Below are 16,872 nucleotides of genomic sequence, written 5' to 3'. Positions count from 1 at the left end.
GCGCGACCGCGATGAGCGCGGGGGCACTGACCCTGTCGCATGGGTCAGCGCCCCACGCCCTCGCGCTCATTTCCGCCGGCCTCGTGAGCGCGTCAGGGCGAAGAGTCCTCCGGCCACCGCGAGCGCCAGATGTCCCGTCCCCGTGGCATCCCCCCGGCACCCACCGCTCTCACCAACCGCTTGCCCCTCACCGAGGACCTCATCGTGAGGCGGCTTCCCCGGAGGCTCCTCCACGGGTGGCGGCTCATCGGTCCCCGGCGGCGAGTTCGCGGCCTGGATGCGGAAGGGCGCGTCGCTCATGTCCGACACCGCCCCGTCCGTGGTGCTGGCGATGCGCAACATCGCCTCATGGCTCGGCACGTCGGGCACACGCCAGACGAAGTGCCCCGTGTTGTTCACCGCGGTGGCCACCGACACCCAGTGGGCGCTCGCGTCCGTGGAGTACGCCAGGTCGAGCGTCCCCACCTCGCCCAACGTGGACCACTTCACGTCCACCTCCTGGCCCACGACGAAGGTCTCTCCACCCTTGGGAGCCTCCAACACCAGACGCGCCGAGGGTGCGACCGCGTCCGCCAGCGCGAAGTCATCCACCAGCGCCCACCCCACCCCGTCCAAGGCGACGCCCACGCTCAGCCCTTGAACGCCCGCGGGCAGCCCCATTGGCAGCTCCCAGGTCGCCTCCGTCCAGGCCTCCGCGGCCGGGAGGCTCGGTCCACGCTCCCACGCCTTCCACATCCCATCCGCGCCCTTCACGGCCGCCTCCAGATACAGCGCCGTGTTGGAGCGGTACCAGACGCTCACCCGCTTCCCCTGCCCCGGCATGACGGCCGGCGCGCAGGTGCCGTCATCGCGCAGCACCTGGAGCGAGGCGACACCCGCGGACGCGTCCGCGCGCTCGAGCCTGTAGGACCAGGTCCCCGTGTGCGCCTCGGCCGAGCGTTCGGCGCGCACCGCGCCTGTCTCGGCGGGGCCCAATTGCCAGCAGTCGGGCACGCCGTCGCCATTCGCGTCGTCCTCGAGCGAAGGATTCTTCAACGCGTCCGTGGGCTCCTTTGGCACGGGGTGTACGGCGGGCCGCACCTCGCCCCCCATGATGTCCCGCACCGTGCGCACCTCGGTCCCCATCGGTGCGCGTTGGGCGAGCCAGCCCATGAACTCCCGGAGGACGTCGGCCTGCACGCAGTACGTGCGCTTCGAGCAGTCCGCCTCCACGAAGTGGAAGACGACATTCACCCAGCCGCCCCCCGCCTCCTCCGCCGAGGTCACCCAGGCCTTCATCTGCTCCAATCCGTCGTCGCGCGTCACCGTGGCGGGCGTGCGGATTTCGTAGGGGTCGAAGGGTGGAATCGTTTCGGCCACCGGGCAGGAGCCACAGGTGTCCACCAGGCCTCGTACGTCACGCGCGGCGTTGTAGCCGCACGCCGCGGCCATCTGGTTCACCGCCAGGTCGTTCGAACCAAAGGGAAACGCGAAGGAGGTCGGCGACATGCCCCAACTGAGCAGCCGCAGGCGGTCCTCGCAAATCTCCTGCCGCTGGCCCTCGGGGGCCATGGGCGCCAGCTCCGCATGGTTCAGTGAATGTCCCGCGACGTCGTGCCCGGCCGCGGCCAGGCGGCGCAAATCGTCGACAGTCATGTAGCTCGACTGGCCTACCCGCCCGCTGATGATGAAGAAGGTCGCCTTCAGCCCCGTGGCCGAGAGCATGTCCAATACTTGTCGCTGCTCTTCGAGGCCGTCATCGAAGGCCAGTGTGACGACCGTTCGCGCCCTTGGCGCCTCGGCGGCCCACGACCCTCCGCTCCACATTCCCAGCACCATTGCGAGGAGGCAGTTGCCCGCCCGCGCGTTGAGCCTTGTTCGCATGTCCCCTCCCCATGTTCCAGGCCACGACGCTGACCTACGCGATGGGCCCTCCTCCGCCCCGCCCCTCAGGTTTTGCTTCCCGGTGGGCCGCATCGCAACCAGAGGGCGCCTGACAGGACGCACGTGAGCGCGGCGGTGGAGCAGCCCCCGTCCCGCCCGTCACTGCGAACGACATGGCCGCGGCAAGCGAGCCCTCGAAGAGAGAGCAAGACCCTCGGGAGAGGCGCCCGAGGGGACGGGCGTCACCTCGCGGGTGGAGTCTTCGTTGCTCGGGCTGCGCGGTCGTCACGCGCCTCGCGCTCGATGCGCATCGCCCAGGGCATGAGCGCGCTGAAGAGCGCGAACCACACGAGGGCCGCGAGCAGGTCCACGGCATAGTGGTAACGCAGCATCAAGGTGGACGCGATGATGGCCACGGCGACGGGAACCATCAGCCGGAACCGCCAAGGATGATGGACCCGGTCATGACGTAGCAGGACCAGCGTGATGTACGTGTGCAGGCTGGGGAAGAGGTCGTAGGTGGACGAGCCCTGGGCCACGACCGCCGCGTTCAGCCGGGTGATGGGGCCACCCTCGATGGGCATGGTGAACAGCTCCGGCGCGGCGAGGGAGGGCCCCACCGCGGGCATCACGTAGTAGCCCACGAGGCCGAAGGCATAGGCCGAGAAGACCTGGACGAAGAATGGCTCCGCCCGCGCACGTGGCCCCAGCACGGCCCAGGCCATGGCCAGGTGGAGGTAGCCGTGGAACGCGAGATAGCTCGCGCTGAACACCTCATTCACCCAGGGCGTGCTCCAGCGCTGGAGCCATGCGGCGGGCGTGGTCCCGACGAGCCGCAAGTCGGCCGCGAGCAGCAAATCGTCCCGAGGCGTCAGCCCGAGCGCCGGCACGGACTTCGCCACGAAGGCATACAAGAAGAAGGTCGCCACGTAGGCGAACATCAGCCGGAAGCGGAAGGCGTGCGCCTCGCCATCCTTGCGCGCCAGCCACCCCACGCCCGCCGCGAACGCCGTGAGGGCCAGCAGGGACTGCAGGCTCTCGGGCGCGGCGGGCCCCGCGATGAACAGCAGCGCGAGCGTCAGGATGACGCCGAAGGTGCCCAGCAGCAGCTCGTGAAGATACGGCCCGCTACGCATCCGGTGCCACGGGCCTCGCCGCGCGGAGGAGTGAGCCGGAGATGACGCCACGCACGAACGAGACGTACGACGGGATGAAGGGCGCCCCCTGGGCGACGAGTTCGGCGCGCAGCGTCCGGTGCAACTCGGGCAGGTTGTACCAGGGCACGCGGGGATACAGGTGGTGCTCCAGGTGGTAGTTCTCGTTGCACATGAAGAAACGCGTCACCGGGTTGGACAGGATGGTGCGCGTGCCCCGGACGGGGTGGTCGCTCTCCGGCAGGAACGTGTGCTGGCTCATGCCTCGGACATTCACCATCGTGTTGAGGAGGAGCATCGGAATCGCCCACGCATGCAGCAACACCTGTCCTGGAATGAAGGCCACGGCGAGCGCCACGGCCACCGCGGCCAGGCCGACCTCGGCTTCAATCCACCGTCGCTCGGCGGCGGTGCCTTGCCGCCACCCCAGGATGGGAATCAGGGTGATGTAGGCCGGATAGCCCAGCAGCAACCGGCCCACGTGCATGAGCAACTCCAGCCAGCGACGCCCCGTGTAGTTGGCGTAGTGGTCCGGGTCCTTCCCTCCTCCCAGGTCCGCGTGGTGACGCAGATGAAGGACTTTGTAGGCGGCGTAGTTCTGGAGCACCGGCAGCGCGCAGACCATCCCGCCCAGGCGGTTCAGCCAGGGCCGCCGGGCCAGGCCCCCGTGAACCGCCTCGTGGGTGAAGAGGCTGATGCCATGGAGTGAAGCCGCGGCGAGCAGATAGAGCGCGGCGCGCGCGAGCCACCCGATGAGTGGACTGTCTCGGCCCGCGAGCGTGACAGCCAGCGCGGCGGCGCCCAGGTAGAGCAGCAGGAAGCCGAACAGCCGCGGGACGTGCCGGGCATCGACCTGCTCCAGTTCGCGAAGCCGTGAAGGGGCCAGGGTGACTGTCATGAGCGGCATGCGGGTTCCGGGGTAGAACCATGGCATGGAATCGCTGAAGTTCGCAGTCGTCCGGGAGGACGCGGCAGTGGAGCTGGCGCTCGTGGAGCACACGAACGCGAAGGCCGTGCTGACGGTGGCCTCGGGAGGTTGCACCCTGCTGACGCTGGCGCGGAGACACCCGGCGATGGAGCTGGTGGGCTTCGACTTCAATCCGCGTCAACTCGCGCATGTCCGCGAGAAAGCAGAGGGATTGGGCCAGCGCCCCCTGGCCGACTTCAACGTGGAGTCGGAAACGCCCGGCGCGCTGAACCAGCGGGGTTCGTTCGAAGGGCTCTTTCGCACCTTGCGCCGCTTCATCGAGGAGTTCGTCGCCCCCGCGCACGACGTGGCCGCGTTCTTCGCACCGGAGACCCCGGCGTCACACCGTGACACGCTGCGCACGCGCTGGTTCGACTCGCCCTACTGGCCGGTGGCGTTCGAGCTGGCGCTGGCCACGCCGCTGCTGCACGCGATGTTCGGACCCGCGGCGACGCAGCACGCGGAGCCCGGCTCCTATCCGGGCTACTTCCAGCGCGTCTTCGAGCGCGGCCTCCTGCGCGAGGACGCGCCTCGCAACCCGTTTCTCCAGCACGTCCTGCTCGGCCGGTATCTGGCCACGGACGCCCCCGAGTACCTGCGGGCGACAGGCCCCGTGGCACTGACGCTCGTCCAGGGCGCCTTGCCCGACGTCCCCGGGCTGGGACGCTTCCAGGTCATCTCCTTGTCCAACATCTTCGACTGGTCGGACGACGCCCTCGTCGCGGAGTGGGCTGGGTTGCTCTCGCGCGAGACGCGGCCCGGCTGCGCCATCCTGCTTCGGCAGCTCAACAACCGCAGGGACCTTCGCCGCTTCTTCGCGCCAGCCTTCGAGTTCGATGATGCGCTGGGGGCTTCGTTGCTGGCCCAGGACAGGAGCCTGTTCTACGAGCGCATCGAAGTCGGCTTCCGCCAGCCCCTCCGCCCATGAAAGACGTCCGCTTCGTCGTGGCGCGGCCCGACACGCTCGGGCCCTATGTCGAACGCCTGCGCCTGCTGGAGCAGGGCATCCACTACCCGTTGGCGGATGGAGCCGACCACTTCTTCATCGACCACGGCCCCACCTACCACCCGTTCTTCTCCTCGATGGGCGAGGCGTACTTCCTGCTCGCCCTGCGAGGAGACACGCTGCTCGGCTCGGTGACGGGTGTGGCCCGGACCGTGGCACGGGGTGCGCGGAGGGCGGACGCGCTCTACATCTGTGACCTCAAGCTGGCGAAGGAGGCACGGGGCGCGGGCCTGTCGACGCGGCTGCTGCTGGAAGGGCTCAAGCACCTCTTCCTCCTCCCGCCCCTGCGGCGAACGCGTTTCCTGTATGGCGCGGCGATGCGAGGCGCGAGGGGCGACGTGATGCGCGCGGCGCGCGGTTGGAATCCCCTGCGGATGGGGCGTCCGGCGAGCCGGCTCGCGCTCTACTTCGTGCCGCCGGCGCGGCTGGCGGCCTTGGACACGCGAGCAGCCCCGCCCCCACCCACGGGCGAAGGCCTCTGCCTGGGGCCCTCGCCGGGCCGCCACATGGAGGGGGCGGGATGGTGCTCCACCGCGGGCAGCAAGGACCTCCAGCGACATTCGACAGGACGCCCGTGGCCACTGATTCACCTCCCGGCGCCGCCGGAGCACTGGACGCAGGGCTGGGGTGAATACCTGCGAAACTGTGGCGCGGAGCTCGCGGGATGGAACGATGAAGCGCTCGCGTGCGTCAGCATTGACGAGAAGCTGGAGGACCACGTCACCTGGCTTCGCGGTGAGGGCATCTCGCCCGACTCCGTGTGCACCGTCTATTCCCTGGACCTGTCCTTTCCGGTACTAGCGCCCGCATGGATTCACCTTCCCTCGTCCGAAATCTGAGGCTCCGTCAGCACATCGCCGGACTCAAGACGGCGTGGAATGTTCCGGACACGCCCTACTTCCGCGCGCTGCGCGAGGGCACCTTCGCGAGGGAGGACTTCGTCGAAACGCAGCTCCAGTTCTTCGCCGCGGTCGCGCACTTCTCCCGGCCCATGGCGGTGCTCGCCAGCCGCCTGCCACACGCCAGCCAGCGCCTTCCCCTGGTGGAGAATGTCTTCGATGAGCATGGACGTGGCACCTTGGCGCATGGCCACGAGCACACGTTCCGGACGCTCCTGGAGCGACTGGGCGTCCCGGCCACGCAGGTCGACGCGCTGGTGTCCTGGCCCGAAGTGCGAGCCTTCAACCTCGCGCTGACGGGCATCGCCGCCTTCGAGGACACGCGCACTGGCCTGGCCGTGTTCGGCATCATCGAGGACCTGTTCAGCGGCATCTCCCTGGCGCTGGGGCGGAGCATCGTCGAGCGCGGATGGCTGAACGCGGCGCAGGTGGTCCACTACCCCACGCACGCGGACCTCGACGAACTGCACGCCGAGGGCTTCATCCAGCAACTCGACGCCCCCCATGAAGCAGACACCGCGGCGGCGCACGTGATTGAGCAGGGGCTCGCGCTGGGCGGACACCTCTTCCTGAGCCTCTACGATGACCTCTTTCGTGCCCGTGGCCGACGGAGGCCCTGAGCGGCCCACCCGTCACGCGACGCGCGCCCCGCTGCGGGCCATGCGCTCGACGACGAGGTGGTGAAAGGGCCGGATGACATTGAAGTACACCGGCCCCGCCCAGTTCCGATAGTGCACCAACGTCACCACGTGGAAGCGTCGGAAGGGGCCGCTCGTGGGCTCCATCACCACCGCCAGCGTGGCCTCCAGGTGCGTGTCCGCGGCGGCGACAACCCACACGTGTTCCTCCTCGGCATGGCGCACGGTGAAGAAACCGGCCTCGCGGCCCGGCGTCATCGGGATGTCTTCTGGCCGAAACAGCACCTGCCGAGGCACGCCCTGCTGCCGCATGCCGAGCAACCGCACGAACACGGCCCTGACCCCGTACAGCGCCGTCACCCACGCGGGCTGGTACGACATGAGGCCCGCGAGGAACTCGCGCAGCGTGGCCCGGGACTCCACGGTCTTCACGTCCACGTGGTCCGCGCCCTGCGCGAAGGGACGCAGCACGGCCGGTAGCACGCGGGGCTGCCGCGACTGGACGAAGACACGCGTCTTGAAGAGCACGACACCCACGACTTCGCGAAGTGCCGCGATGACCCTCGGCAGCGCCCCCTTCGTCACTCGCATCTCCGCCTCCATTCCAGCCATCCGATACGCTCCCGTATCGCGATACGGAACCGTATAGCCCCAGGCCTGGCAAGCACGCAGCCTCGACACCGTGAACGAGGTCCGCCAGACTGGAGAGGACGATGAGACGCGCTACTTCCCGAGCCCCGGCCCCTTCTCCCCTGAGGAGTATCGATGACATCCGCCAGTCCCATCGGGGGCCCGGGTTGTCGGCGGAGGACTGGGCGGATGCCGCGCTGTGGAGCCTGGCGAACGGCGTGGAGACGCTGTCCGTGGAGCGGCTGGCACGAAGCCTGGGGGTGACGAAGGGCGGCTTCTACTGGCACTACAAGGACCGGGCGGACGTCCTCCAGGCCGCGCTCTCACGGTGGGAAGAGCTGGCGACCACGCGGGTCATCCAACGGCTGGAGGCGCTATCGGAGCCCCGGGAACAGCTCCGCCAACTGCTGTCGATGACCTTCGAACAGGGCGCGCACGGCAAGATTGAGGTCGCCCTCGTCGCGGGGCTTCATCGGACCCTCGCATCCAACCCGTCCTCGCGCGGGTGTCGCGGCGACGCATCGATTACGTCACGAAGCTGTACAAGGCGCTGGGGTTGCCGGTGAGCGAGGCTCGCAAATGGGCGCTCCAGGCGTATTCCACCTACGTGGGCCTCCTGCACCTCTCCCTCGCCAGTCCGGAGACGCTGGGCACGAGCCGCGCCCGGGCCGAGTACGTGCAACACGTGGCACGGACACTGATACCGGAGTGAATCATGACGGTGCGGCCCCTGGGTGGGCGTGCGCACCGGCCTGCCCCGGAGGCCGAGGGACTCTCCTGGCGTTGTGCTACATACCGCCGCAATGTCCACCGAGCGTCCCAAGTACGACCCATCGTCCATCGAGCCCAAATGGCAGGCCCGATGGGAGCAGGAGAAGACCTTCGAGGCCCGCCGTCACCCGGGCCGGCCCAAGGCCTACATCCTCGACATGTTCCCCTACCCGTCCGGCTCGGGGCTCCACGTGGGCCACCCGGAGGGCTACACCGCCACCGACATCGTCGCCCGCTACCAGCGCATGCGCGGCGTGGATGTGCTCCACCCCATGGGCTGGGACTCGTTCGGGCTCCCCGCCGAACAGCACGCCATCGAGACGGGCACCCACCCCGCCCAGACGACCGCGAAGAACATCGCCACCTTCAAGCGGCAGCTCAAGTCGCTCGGCTTCTCGTATGACTGGTCGCGCGAGCTGGCCACCACCGACGAGGACTACGTCCGCTGGACGCAGTGGATCTTCCTCAAGCTCTTCGACCGCGGCCTCGCCTACCAGGCCGAGCTGCCGGTGAACTGGTGCCCTGTCCTCGGCACCGTGCTCGCCAACGAAGAGGTCATCGACGGAAAGAGCGAGCGCGGTGGACACCCCGTGATTCGCCTCCCGCTGCGTCAGTGGACGCTGCGCATCACCGCCTACGCGGACCGCCTGGCGCAGGAGCTCCAGGGGCTCGACTGGCCGGAGACGAAGGAGAAGCAGGTCCACTGGATTGGCCGCAGCGAAGGCGCCGAGGTGGACTTCGCGCTGGAGGGCCGCGACGAGAAGCTCCGCATCTTCACCACGCGCCCGGACACCCTCTTCGGCGCCACGTACATGGTCATCGCGCCCGAGCACCCGCTGCTCGAGTCGCTCACCACCCCGGAGCACCGGCAGAAGGTGCTCGCCTACCGGGACGCGGTGGTCAGCAAGAGCGACATGGACCGCACGGCCCTCACCAAGACGAAGACAGGTGAGTTCACGGGCGCCCACGCGCTTCATCCCCTCACCGGGGCGCGGCTGCCCATCTGGGTGGCGGACTTCGTGCTGGGCTCCTACGGCACCGGCGCCATCATGAGCGTGCCCGCGCACGACGAGCGCGACTTCGAATTCGCCCGCGCCTTCGGGCTGCCCGTGGTCGAGGTCGTCTCACCCGACGGCCAGCTCCACGACACCGCCGCCTGGACCGAGGCCGTCACCGCGGACGGCGTCGCGGTCCGCTCGGGGTTCCTCGACGGCCAGCGCACGCCCGAAGCCAAGGCCGCGATGATTGCCCACCTGGAGGCGAAGACGCTGGGCACGCGCCGGGTGCAGTACCGGCTGCGCGACTGGGTCTTCTCCCGCCAGCGCTACTGGGGCGAGCCCATCCCCGTGTACTTCCCCGTCGAGTTGCACGCCGGCTCCACGGACCCGCGCCAACACCCGCACACGGTGCGCTATGACCGGCCCATCGCCGTGCCGGAGAGCGAGCTGCCCGTGCGGCTGCCCGAGCTCGAGGACTTCAAGCCCTCGGACGACCCGGCGGGGCCGCTGTCCCGTGCGCTCGACTGGCGCTTCTTCCAGAAGGACGGCCAGTGGTTCGCGCGTGAGACCAACACCATGCCGCAGTGGGCGGGCTCGTGCTGGTACTACCTGCGCTTCATCGACCCGCACAACACCCAGGCCGCCTTCTCGAAGGAGGCGTACGACGCCTGGATGCCCGTGGACCTGTACGTCGGCGGCTCCGAGCACGCGGTGCTCCACCTGCTCTACGCCCGCTTCTGGCACAAGGTCCTCTTCGACTGCGGCGTCGTCTCGCATCCCGAGCCCTTCGGCAAGCTGGTCCACCAGGGGATGATTCTCGGCGAGAACAACGAGAAGATGTCCAAGTCGCGCGGCAACGTCGTCAACCCCGACGAGGTCGTCCAACGCCACGGCGCCGACGCGCTGCGTGTCTATGAGATGTTCATGGGCCCGCTCGAGGCCGTGAAGCCCTGGCAGACCCAGGGCGTCACCGGCGTCCGCCGCTTCCTCGACCGCGCGTGGAACACGCTGGCGTTCGTGAAGGAGGAGCCCGGCTCCGACGGGCTCACGCTCGACGAGGAGACGCTCCGCCTGCTGCACAAGACCATCAAGAAGGTGGGCGAGGACATCGACTCGCTGCGGCTCAACACCGCCGTCAGCGCGCTGATGATTCTCACCAACCGGCTCGCGGAGATTCCTCGCGTCTCGCTGGAGGCGGCCCGGACCTTCGCGCTGCTGCTGTCGCCCTTCGCGCCCCACCTGGCCGAGGAGCTGTGGCAGCGGCTGGGTGGCACGCAGACGCTGGCCTACGAGCCCTGGCCTTCCTACGACCCCGCCCTCACCGTGGACGATGTCGTCGAGATGGGCGTCCAGGTGAACGGGAAGCTGCGGAGCAAGGTGAAGCTGCGCCGCGACGCCACCGAGGCCGATGTCCGCGCCGCCATCGCGGAGGACCCCAACGTCCTGGCGCATACCCAGGGCAAGACGGAGAAGAAGTTCGTCTACGTCCCGGGCCGCATCATCAACCTGGTCGTCGGCTGAACCGACGTGGGGACTCGGGCCCGACGCCGGGCCCGTGCTGCCGCCGAACCTCTCCCTGCGCAGGGTGCTCGACGACGACTGGAAGAGCGGCACCGCCAACGACAAGTACCCGGCCGGAAACACGTGGCACGAGGTCACCGACGTGCCGGTGAAGGCCATCGACAATCTGTAGCGACTGCTGACGGGGAAGGCGCGGCACTGGACCCTGGCCGCGCCTTGCTTCGTCCTTGTCGAAGCCCCCTGGGTGGAGACATGGGCCGGGTCAGAGCCGCTGGAGAAAGCGCAGCAGGTTCTTCTTTTCCGCTGGGGAAAGCGACTCGAGGTCTCCACCCGGCGTCTCTGAAGGCTGGACGGGCGGCAGCCCCAACGCGGGCAGCGCGGGCAGGACGAGCTGGCTGTAGGCGTCCACGACCTCCTCCAGCGTTTCAAAGGCATTGTCGTGGAAGTACGGCGCCGTCTTCGCGATGCCGCGGAGTGCCGGCATGTCGAAGGCCTCGAAGTCCTCGGGGTTGCCGGTGATGAGCGCGCGGCCGGGGTCGGTGGAGAACCACTGGGGAAAGAAGGTGGGACCAACGATGGGCAGACCGTTGGCGTCCAACGCGGGCGTCGGGTCCATGGGGTCGCCGCTGGCCGTCACGGGAACAGGCGGCAGCTCCGTCACGGCCTGCTGGCGCGTTGCGTCCGTGTAGAAACGGAAGCGGTAGCGGGGCAAGAGCGCGGAAGCGTTGTACGCGGGGAACTGCCCCAATTGTCCCAGGTACGTGAAGAGGCTGAAGCCCACGTTGACGAACTGGCTGTTCGCGCGTGGTGCCTGGAGCGGAACGGGCCCCGCGACGGGGTCCCTCCTGAAAACGAGGTTGCCGTCTGGCTTCAGCACGGGCCCCGTGGCGGCGAGCTGCTGGTGGAGCACCGGGTGGACCATCTTGTTCGTGGCGGCGCCACCGTGACAGCCCTCGCAGGCGCGCTTGTAGACATCACGGCCGCGCTGCTCCTGGGGACTGAGCCACATGAAGTCCTCCGGCGTCGGAATCCGGTCCAGGGGCACGCCCAGGTCGAGCAAGCCCGCGACGAAGAAGGCCCGGCCCGAGGTGAACTCACTCCGCTGGAAGTCGGCGATGCGCCGCAGGACGGAGGGCTCCACGGTCCCACCTTCACTGTGGCTGGTGATGGCCACCTGCGCCTGTTCCTCCAGCGTGGCCGCGCGGCCGTCGAACTGGAATGGCCCGGAGATGGCCGTGTCCGCGATGCTGGGCACCGCCCGCCAGACGGAGATGTTCCGATCCGCTGGCGTGACGACGTTGCCCTCCGCATCAATGACATCCATGTTGGCCGGCAGCGGCAGGGTGACACGGACAAGGCCTCGCTTCAGGTTCTCGAAGGTGAGGACCTCCGCGTCGGGGGCGTCCGCGTCGAGCCGGTGGAAGAGCGGGTCGTCCGGCTGCGTGGCGAGTCGCGCGGCGACGTTCGCCGGAGACAGCGCCAGCGCGTCATCCAAGACATGGCAGGTGGCGCAGGTGCGTCCGTTGGTGTGCGGCAACGCCTCGCTGAAGAGCCGCTTGCCCTCCGCGACCCGCCGCAGGTGCGCGGCCTGGGACTCCGTCGTCTCCTCGGAGGAGTCATCCCCTCCCGGCGACCCGTCCAAACAACCCGCGAGTCCGCCCAGCGCGATGACACCGGTCAGACCCGCGATGATGCGCATGTGAAGCATGTCAGTGTCCTCTCACCAGGATGCAGCGAAAGAACACCGACGGGCCGCGTGGGTGTCACCGGGAGGATTCGAGCGGAAGAAACAAACCGGGGAGCGCGGATGTCGAATCGAGGCCCCGCGACGTCATCAGTCCGGAGAGCAGATGGGCCGTACGCCTTTGCGCAGACAGAAGCACGTCCCCTGTCGTGAAGGCGTGCGAGCGAAGGACCACCGGGCTGACAGGGATTGTTCGCGGAGCCCCGAGGGTGACAACTTTTCCTATACGGGACCGCGAGCAACGGCGACACCGCGGCCACGTTGGCGGGGTGCCGCACGTACGTGGCGCCCTGTCAGGCGTGCTGGCGAGGCCAGGGCTGGGGGCGAGTGCCCGCCGCCCAGTTGTTGTTGTAGCCGTCCCAGTACTGGATGCTGTGCAGCGCGACGTCCACGCCCTCCATGCAGCCGACGTTGACGGTGGCGAACTCGCCGCCCAGCGCCTGCACGAAGCCGCCGCCGAAGCACTGCACCCCGCAGCGCTTGCAGAACTTCCGGAAGTTGGGGCTGTCCCCCACCCGGTAGTCGCCCAGGTGCTCTTCACCAGCGAGGAGCTGGAGGGACTTCGGGGCACCTGCGTCGTCGTCCCGCCCATCTTCATGCAGACGGAGCAGTTGCAGCGGCTCATCGGCGCCGACAGGTCCAGGTCGGCCTCGAACTGGACCGTGCCACAGTGGCAGCTTCCCTTGAGGCGCTCCAAGTTGCCGGAATTGTTGGAAGGGGTCTCGCTCATGACGGTGTGCTCCGGGTGAGTGCGTCGGATGAGGGAGTTATGGCCCCGGGCCGTGACAGGTGTATGTCAGGTTTCTTCCGAGCCGCCGACGCCCCGCTCAAATGAGCCCTGAGGCCAGGAGAAAGATGGCGCCACCGTGCAGCAGCGTGGAAGCGAGCACGCCGGAGCGCGCCCGGGCCGCCCCCGCGAGGAGGCCCTCCCAGAGCGTGAAGAGCAACAGGGGCACCCCCGCCCCCGTCACCGTGAGCGCGAGGAACGCGTGACAGAAGGCGAACAGCACTCCGGACAGCACCGCGGAGCGCCACAGCCCCAGCGAGGGCTCCAGCAGCCCCTGGAAGTAGCCCCGGAAGAGCACCTCCTCGTAGAAGTTGCCGAGCAGGCAGAACACCGCCAGCACTGGGAGCAGGGCCGGAGCGACGGCGCCCGGCTCACCCGCGGATGAGCCACCCCCCGAGAAGAACCACACGGGGAGCACCACGACCCCGGCCCCCAGGCCGCCCCACGCCAGGGCCTCGCCCCAGCCGCCGCGCAGCCAGACCACCTCGCGCGCGAGGGCCGGGTCGCTCGCGTTCATCACCCAGACCATGGCGGCCGAGGACAGGCCCATCAGGAGCAGGAAGCCCGCGTCCGACGACATGCGCAGCCAGAAACCGCCCTCCACGCCGAACTGCCAGAGCCCCAGCGGCGTCATCAAGTCCCGCATGAGGATGAAGAGCATCACCCACACGGCGAGCCGCAACTCGATGCGCGAGCGGGGAAGCAGCCACAGGAGGACCGCGCCCAGGACGCCTCCTGGAAGCAGTCGCGACGTGTAGGCCAAGAGCAACGAAACCGTGTTCAAGCAGGCACCTGTGCGTCCGCGCCCGCGCGAACCGTGCGCCCGGGCCGATGAGCTGCCAGAATGCGAGCATTCGCTCGGATTCGACGACTCGGATTCGGCCAGGAGGTGGTCATGCCGGCACGCAACGCGCCACTCTCCCCTCGGAAGCGGCCCGTCCAACGCCGTTCCGAACGCACCGTGGAGACCATCCTCACGGCGGCTGCTCGGGTTTTCGCCCAGCGCGGCTATGCCGGAGGCACCACCAACCACATCGCCGCGCGCGCGGGTGTGTCCGTGGGGTCGCTCTACGAGTACTTCCCGAACAAGGACGCGCTGCTCGTCGCCCTCATGGAACGGCATCTGGAGGAGTCCGAGACGCTCCTCTCCACCACGCTCAGCTCCGTCTTCCCATCGGACGGCACGCTCCCACCCTTGAGGTTGCTGGTGCAGGCCCTGGTGGACTCCGCGGTGAGGCTGCATGCCGACAGTCCGCGGCTGCACCGCGTGCTGTTCGAAGAAGCCCCGCGGCCCCCACGCATCAAGAAGCGCTTGGAGGCGCTGGAAGCCTCGCTCTGCGAAGGCGTGGCGTCCCTGCTGAGCATCCACCCCGAAGTGCGGGCCCCCTCCCCTTCTGTGGCCGCGGCCATGGTGGTCCGGACCGTGGAGTCCCTCACGCACCGCGCCGTCCTGGATGACCTGCTCACCCCCGAGCTCCCGCGCGAGATGACGCGCATGCTGTGCGCGTACCTCACGGCGGAAGGCCCCACGGACTGAGCCGGCGCGGCAGGCGCTCGCACGAGAGGGTGGGACGCCCACCTCATGGAGATGCGCTGAGGACGAAAACGAACGGGCCCGGAACCCTCAGGTCCCGAGCCCGCGGTGCTTCAGACGGAGAAGCGTTGACTCAGAACAGGCGCAGCAGGGTCAGCGACACGGGCCCGCTGGAAAACTCGACGCCCGAGGAGAGGCACTGGGGAATGCCGGGGATGTTCGTCAGGACAATCGTCTTGATGGCGAGCGCGTTCTCATAGCGACCACTGGCGACGCGGCCCAGCGTCGTCACCACGGACTGCCCCAACGGCTTCACATCCAGACCGCCCACGAACTCGATGATGCTCTGGCTGCCGTCGTTCCAGGTGACGACGTTCCGGGTGGGAATGCTCGCGAGCACACAACTGGCGGAACCCAGGCCCTCCAGGGTGAAGTTGCCGTAGTTGATGTTCTGGTTCATCAAATCAATACATGACGAGTACTGCCCGGTCCCCGAGACATACACCTCCTGCGAAGCGAGGTTGATGGGGGGCGTGTAGCGCTGGTTCTGGCTGCCCATCACACATTCAACCAGGGAGAACCCGGCCTGGAGCTCCTGCGGCACCTGGCTTTCCGCGAGCGCCGTGGCCGGCGCGGTGACACACGCCAGCGCGGCGACGAAGCCTCCCATGGACTTGCGGATAAACGCTGCGGGGGACGAATTCCGATGCGACATGTCTGCCTCCGGGGCAACTGGGGAGGCGACATATTTGGATTTGACTTGAATTCCTGCCATTGCCCGGAAGGTGGGCAACCCGTCCGGCGGTGGCCACCCACCAGCCCGGTGGAACCAACGCGGCGTGCCTGCCTCGGCACGCCGGTCGCTGTTCAACCACCGACAGCGCCAGGGGCTACGCCCAGGCCTTGCGAACCTCCGCGTAGTAGTTGCGGAAGAACGGCACCATCACCGCGCGGTTGCTTTCGACAATGGCCAACAGCTCCGGAGGCATGACGAACTCCTCTTCCCCCAGCGCGTCATAGAGCGAGTCGAGGAGCTGCTGATAGAAGCGAGGGAAGGAGCGGTGCCAGCCCACCTTCGGCAGCCGGATGCCGTGCTCCCAGCCCATGGCCACGTAGTGCTTGAGCGCCTCGGCGCGCGCCTCCTTCAACGAGTAGAGGGAGATGGGCTTTCGCTCGGGCAGGAAGTCCTCCGCGATGAGCCCGCTCTGGCCACACACCCGCCGCGCCAGGTGCTGCCCCAAGAGCGGGGAGAGGAAGAGGCCGTCGCGGTACGTCCCGGTGAGCAGCCACAGGCCCTCCACGGACGTCGGCCCGATGAGCGGGCACGCGTCCACCGTGACGGGCCGGTTTCCCGCCTGCCACGCGACGAGCTGCGCCCCACAGAGGTCCTGGTCAATCTGCTCTAGGACGCACTCGAGCAGGAAGTACATGTCCGCCGGTGAGGTGCGCAGCATCGGCTTCGCCGACAGGATGTTCGTCGCCCCGAAGTAGAGCTGGCCGCCCCCGCGGGGCATGCCGTGGAGCCCACACGCGAAGGCGCGGTTCGGCGTGCGCACCACGTGCTGGAGCGCCGTCCTGGGCACCTCGAGCAGCAGCGACGTTCCTCCGCCGCAGAAGATGCGCGGGATGCGGCGCGCCAGGTCCGGCAGCTCATCCAGCACGGCCTGCGTGCCCACGCCCATGGCCAGCACCACCTGCGCGGCGCCCAAGGCGCGCCCGTCCTCCAGCCGGACGCCCGTCACCCGCCCGCCCTGGACATCCAGGGCCTTCACCGCGCCGTCCACGACGGTCACCTTCGGTGACTGGGACAGGGCCAGCGTCAGCCCCCGCAGCAGGCGGCTGGCATCCACCGAGCCTTCGCGCGGGAGGAACACCGCGTGCTTCGGCCGGCAGTCGTCCGCGGGATTCAGTCCGGGAACGTGGTTCGGGTCCAACATCTCGTGAGGCTCGTCCTCCTCCCTCACGGCCTTGAGGATGGCGTCGAAGTTCTCGTCTTCAATCGTCCCGGACTTCGCGTTGCTGAAGACGATGGTGCCCGCGTTGATGCTCACCTGCGCGTCCGCGGGGAGCTCGCTGTTGAGGCGCTCCAGCCACGTGGGCCACATCCGGGCGGCCAGCACCCCCTTCGCGTGCTTCGCGCGGCCCGGGCCCGTTCGCAGCAGGGGCGCGGTCACCTCGCCGTAGCAACCCAGCATCGCGCCCGCCGCGGCGGACGCACACGCGGGCCGACTCGTGGGCCCCACCACGGCGATGCGCAGACTGGGGTCCTGCAACGTCAAGGCGCGCGCCGTCGCAAGGCCCAACGCGCCATTGCCAGCCACCACGATGTCGTAGGTATCCATGTGCTCGAAATCCTCGGA

18 protein-coding genes are annotated in these 16,872 nt (G+C 68.7%); 9 read left to right on the top strand and 9 right to left on the bottom strand.

Translation table 11 applies throughout. The annotated features are described in order from the left end of the window. Positions 1–66: 66 nt before the first annotated feature. From A176_RS07280 to A176_RS07270, 3 genes are all read right to left on the bottom strand, one after another. Positions 67–1,806, bottom strand: coding sequence for a polysaccharide deacetylase family protein (locus A176_RS07280; protein ID WP_226994379.1), 1,740 nt, complete (start codon positions 1,804–1,806; stop codon positions 67–69). A gap of 299 nt (positions 1,807–2,105) precedes the next feature. After that, positions 2,106–2,999: a phosphatase PAP2 family protein gene (locus tag A176_RS07275; RefSeq protein WP_002634696.1), complete on the bottom strand. Its 894-nt coding sequence runs from the start codon at positions 2,997–2,999 to the stop codon at positions 2,106–2,108. After that, positions 2,992–3,924 (bottom strand): fatty acid desaturase family protein, encoded by a 933-nt coding sequence (locus A176_RS07270; protein ID WP_002634697.1) that lies wholly within the window; start codon positions 3,922–3,924, stop codon positions 2,992–2,994. Before A176_RS07270 ends, A176_RS07275 begins: the two co-directional genes overlap by 8 nt. A 25-nt stretch (positions 3,925–3,949) precedes the next feature. Between A176_RS07270 and A176_RS07265 the strand changes: the two genes are divergently transcribed. From A176_RS07265 to A176_RS07255, 3 genes are read left to right on the top strand one after another with little or no spacing between them, the layout of a single operon-like run. Beyond that, positions 3,950–4,912 carry a DUF3419 family protein gene (locus tag A176_RS07265; RefSeq protein ID WP_002634698.1) on the top strand — a complete coding sequence of 321 codons (963 nt, stop codon included), beginning with the start codon at positions 3,950–3,952 and terminating at the stop codon, positions 4,910–4,912. Beyond that, positions 4,909–5,829, top strand: a complete 921-nt coding sequence (locus tag A176_RS07260; RefSeq protein WP_002634699.1) for a hypothetical protein — start codon at positions 4,909–4,911, stop codon at positions 5,827–5,829. Before A176_RS07265 ends, A176_RS07260 begins: the two co-directional genes overlap by 4 nt. Further along, positions 5,799–6,509 (top strand): iron-containing redox enzyme family protein, encoded by a 711-nt coding sequence (locus A176_RS07255; RefSeq protein ID WP_002634700.1) that lies wholly within the window; start codon positions 5,799–5,801, stop codon positions 6,507–6,509. The genes A176_RS07260 and A176_RS07255 overlap by 31 nt, the downstream gene beginning before the upstream one ends. A 12-nt stretch (positions 6,510–6,521) precedes the next feature. Here the strand turns inward: A176_RS07255 and A176_RS07250 are convergent, their stop codons facing one another. Further along, positions 6,522–7,118 carry a DUF2867 domain-containing protein gene (locus tag A176_RS07250; protein WP_158513081.1) on the bottom strand — a complete coding sequence of 199 codons (597 nt, stop codon included), beginning with the start codon at positions 7,116–7,118 and terminating at the stop codon, positions 6,522–6,524. 122 nt (positions 7,119–7,240) lie between these two features. Between A176_RS07250 and A176_RS07245 the strand changes: the two genes are divergently transcribed. From A176_RS07245 to A176_RS39215, 4 genes are all read left to right on the top strand, one after another. After that, positions 7,241–7,723, top strand: a complete 483-nt coding sequence (locus tag A176_RS07245) for a TetR/AcrR family transcriptional regulator (protein ID WP_049872244.1) — start codon at positions 7,241–7,243, stop codon at positions 7,721–7,723. Next, positions 7,720–7,869 carry a hypothetical protein gene (locus A176_RS39715; RefSeq protein ID WP_226994230.1) on the top strand — a complete coding sequence of 50 codons (150 nt, stop codon included), beginning with the start codon at positions 7,720–7,722 and terminating at the stop codon, positions 7,867–7,869. The genes A176_RS07245 and A176_RS39715 overlap by 4 nt, the downstream gene beginning before the upstream one ends. Before the next feature lie 91 nt (positions 7,870–7,960). Then, the gene (gene leuS, locus A176_RS07240; protein WP_002634703.1) at positions 7,961–10,447 is read left to right on the top strand and encodes a leucine--tRNA ligase; all 2,487 of its coding nucleotides are present in this window, start codon (positions 7,961–7,963) and stop codon (positions 10,445–10,447) included. Between the two features lie 34 nt (positions 10,448–10,481). Next, entirely contained in the window at positions 10,482–10,619 is a 138-nt protein-coding gene (locus A176_RS39215; RefSeq protein ID WP_002634704.1) for a hypothetical protein, read from the top strand. Positions 10,620–10,709: 90 nt separating this feature from the next. Here the strand turns inward: A176_RS39215 and A176_RS07235 are convergent, their stop codons facing one another. Together A176_RS07235 and A176_RS39710 are read right to left on the bottom strand one after the other, a co-directional pair. Continuing rightward, positions 10,710–12,155 (bottom strand): cytochrome c peroxidase, encoded by a 1,446-nt coding sequence (locus A176_RS07235; protein WP_002634705.1) that lies wholly within the window; start codon positions 12,153–12,155, stop codon positions 10,710–10,712. A 329-nt stretch (positions 12,156–12,484) separates the two neighbouring features. Continuing rightward, on the bottom strand, positions 12,485–12,706 hold the full coding sequence (locus A176_RS39710) for a hypothetical protein (protein ID WP_226994229.1): 222 nt from the start codon (positions 12,704–12,706) through the stop codon (positions 12,485–12,487). Between the two features lie 15 nt (positions 12,707–12,721). On the opposite strand from A176_RS39710, the gene A176_RS39705 reads away from it, so the two are divergent. Beyond that, complete coding sequence (locus tag A176_RS39705; RefSeq protein WP_226994228.1) at positions 12,722–12,940, top strand: hypothetical protein; 219 nt, start codon at positions 12,722–12,724, stop codon at positions 12,938–12,940. Between the two features lie 78 nt (positions 12,941–13,018). Here the strand turns inward: A176_RS39705 and A176_RS07225 are convergent, their stop codons facing one another. After that, positions 13,019–13,762, bottom strand: a complete 744-nt coding sequence (locus A176_RS07225; RefSeq protein WP_002634707.1) for a CPBP family intramembrane glutamic endopeptidase — start codon at positions 13,760–13,762, stop codon at positions 13,019–13,021. 111 nt (positions 13,763–13,873) lie between these two features. Between A176_RS07225 and A176_RS07220 the strand changes: the two genes are divergently transcribed. Then, positions 13,874–14,515, top strand: coding sequence for a TetR/AcrR family transcriptional regulator (locus A176_RS07220; RefSeq protein ID WP_021781072.1), 642 nt, complete (start codon positions 13,874–13,876; stop codon positions 14,513–14,515). A gap of 130 nt (positions 14,516–14,645) precedes the next feature. Here A176_RS07220 and A176_RS07215 read toward each other — a convergent pair whose 3' ends face one another. Continuing rightward, entirely contained in the window at positions 14,646–15,227 is a 582-nt protein-coding gene (locus A176_RS07215; protein WP_002634709.1) for a hypothetical protein, read from the bottom strand. A gap of 175 nt (positions 15,228–15,402) precedes the next feature. Next, positions 15,403–16,854: an NAD(P)/FAD-dependent oxidoreductase gene (locus A176_RS07210; protein WP_002634710.1), complete on the bottom strand. Its 1,452-nt coding sequence runs from the start codon at positions 16,852–16,854 to the stop codon at positions 15,403–15,405. Between the last annotated feature and the right edge of the window lie 18 nt (positions 16,855–16,872).

This window comes from Myxococcus hansupus, assembly GCF_000280925.3.
GTDB lineage: Bacteria > Myxococcota > Myxococcia > Myxococcales > Myxococcaceae > Myxococcus > Myxococcus hansupus.
This window is presented reverse-complemented; position numbering and strand designations above follow the sequence as displayed.

Coding starts and splice junctions, on each gene's coding strand:
- A176_RS07260 (WP_002634699.1), top strand. CDS start 4,909: ATGAAAGACGTCCGCTTCGTCGTGGCGCGGCCCGACACGCTCGGGCCC.
- A176_RS07210 (WP_002634710.1), bottom strand. CDS start 16,854: ATGGATACCTACGACATCGTGGTGGCTGGCAATGGCGCGTTGGGCCTT.
- A176_RS07270 (WP_002634697.1), bottom strand. CDS start 3,924: ATGCCGCTCATGACAGTCACCCTGGCCCCTTCACGGCTTCGCGAACTG.
- A176_RS07215 (WP_002634709.1), bottom strand. CDS start 15,227: ATGTCGCATCGGAATTCGTCCCCCGCAGCGTTTATCCGCAAGTCCATG.
- A176_RS07265 (WP_002634698.1), top strand. CDS start 3,950: ATGGAATCGCTGAAGTTCGCAGTCGTCCGGGAGGACGCGGCAGTGGAG.
- A176_RS07250 (WP_158513081.1), bottom strand. CDS start 7,118: ATGCGAGTGACGAAGGGGGCGCTGCCGAGGGTCATCGCGGCACTTCGC.
- A176_RS07280 (WP_226994379.1), bottom strand. CDS start 1,806: ATGTGGAGCGGAGGGTCGTGGGCCGCCGAGGCGCCAAGGGCGCGAACG.
- A176_RS07255 (WP_002634700.1), top strand. CDS start 5,799: ATGGATTCACCTTCCCTCGTCCGAAATCTGAGGCTCCGTCAGCACATC.
- A176_RS07275 (WP_002634696.1), bottom strand. CDS start 2,999: ATGCGTAGCGGGCCGTATCTTCACGAGCTGCTGCTGGGCACCTTCGGC.
- leuS (WP_002634703.1), top strand. CDS start 7,961: ATGTCCACCGAGCGTCCCAAGTACGACCCATCGTCCATCGAGCCCAAA.
- A176_RS07220 (WP_021781072.1), top strand. CDS start 13,874: ATGCCGGCACGCAACGCGCCACTCTCCCCTCGGAAGCGGCCCGTCCAA.
- A176_RS07235 (WP_002634705.1), bottom strand. CDS start 12,155: ATGCTTCACATGCGCATCATCGCGGGTCTGACCGGTGTCATCGCGCTG.
- A176_RS07245 (WP_049872244.1), top strand. CDS start 7,241: ATGAGACGCGCTACTTCCCGAGCCCCGGCCCCTTCTCCCCTGAGGAGT.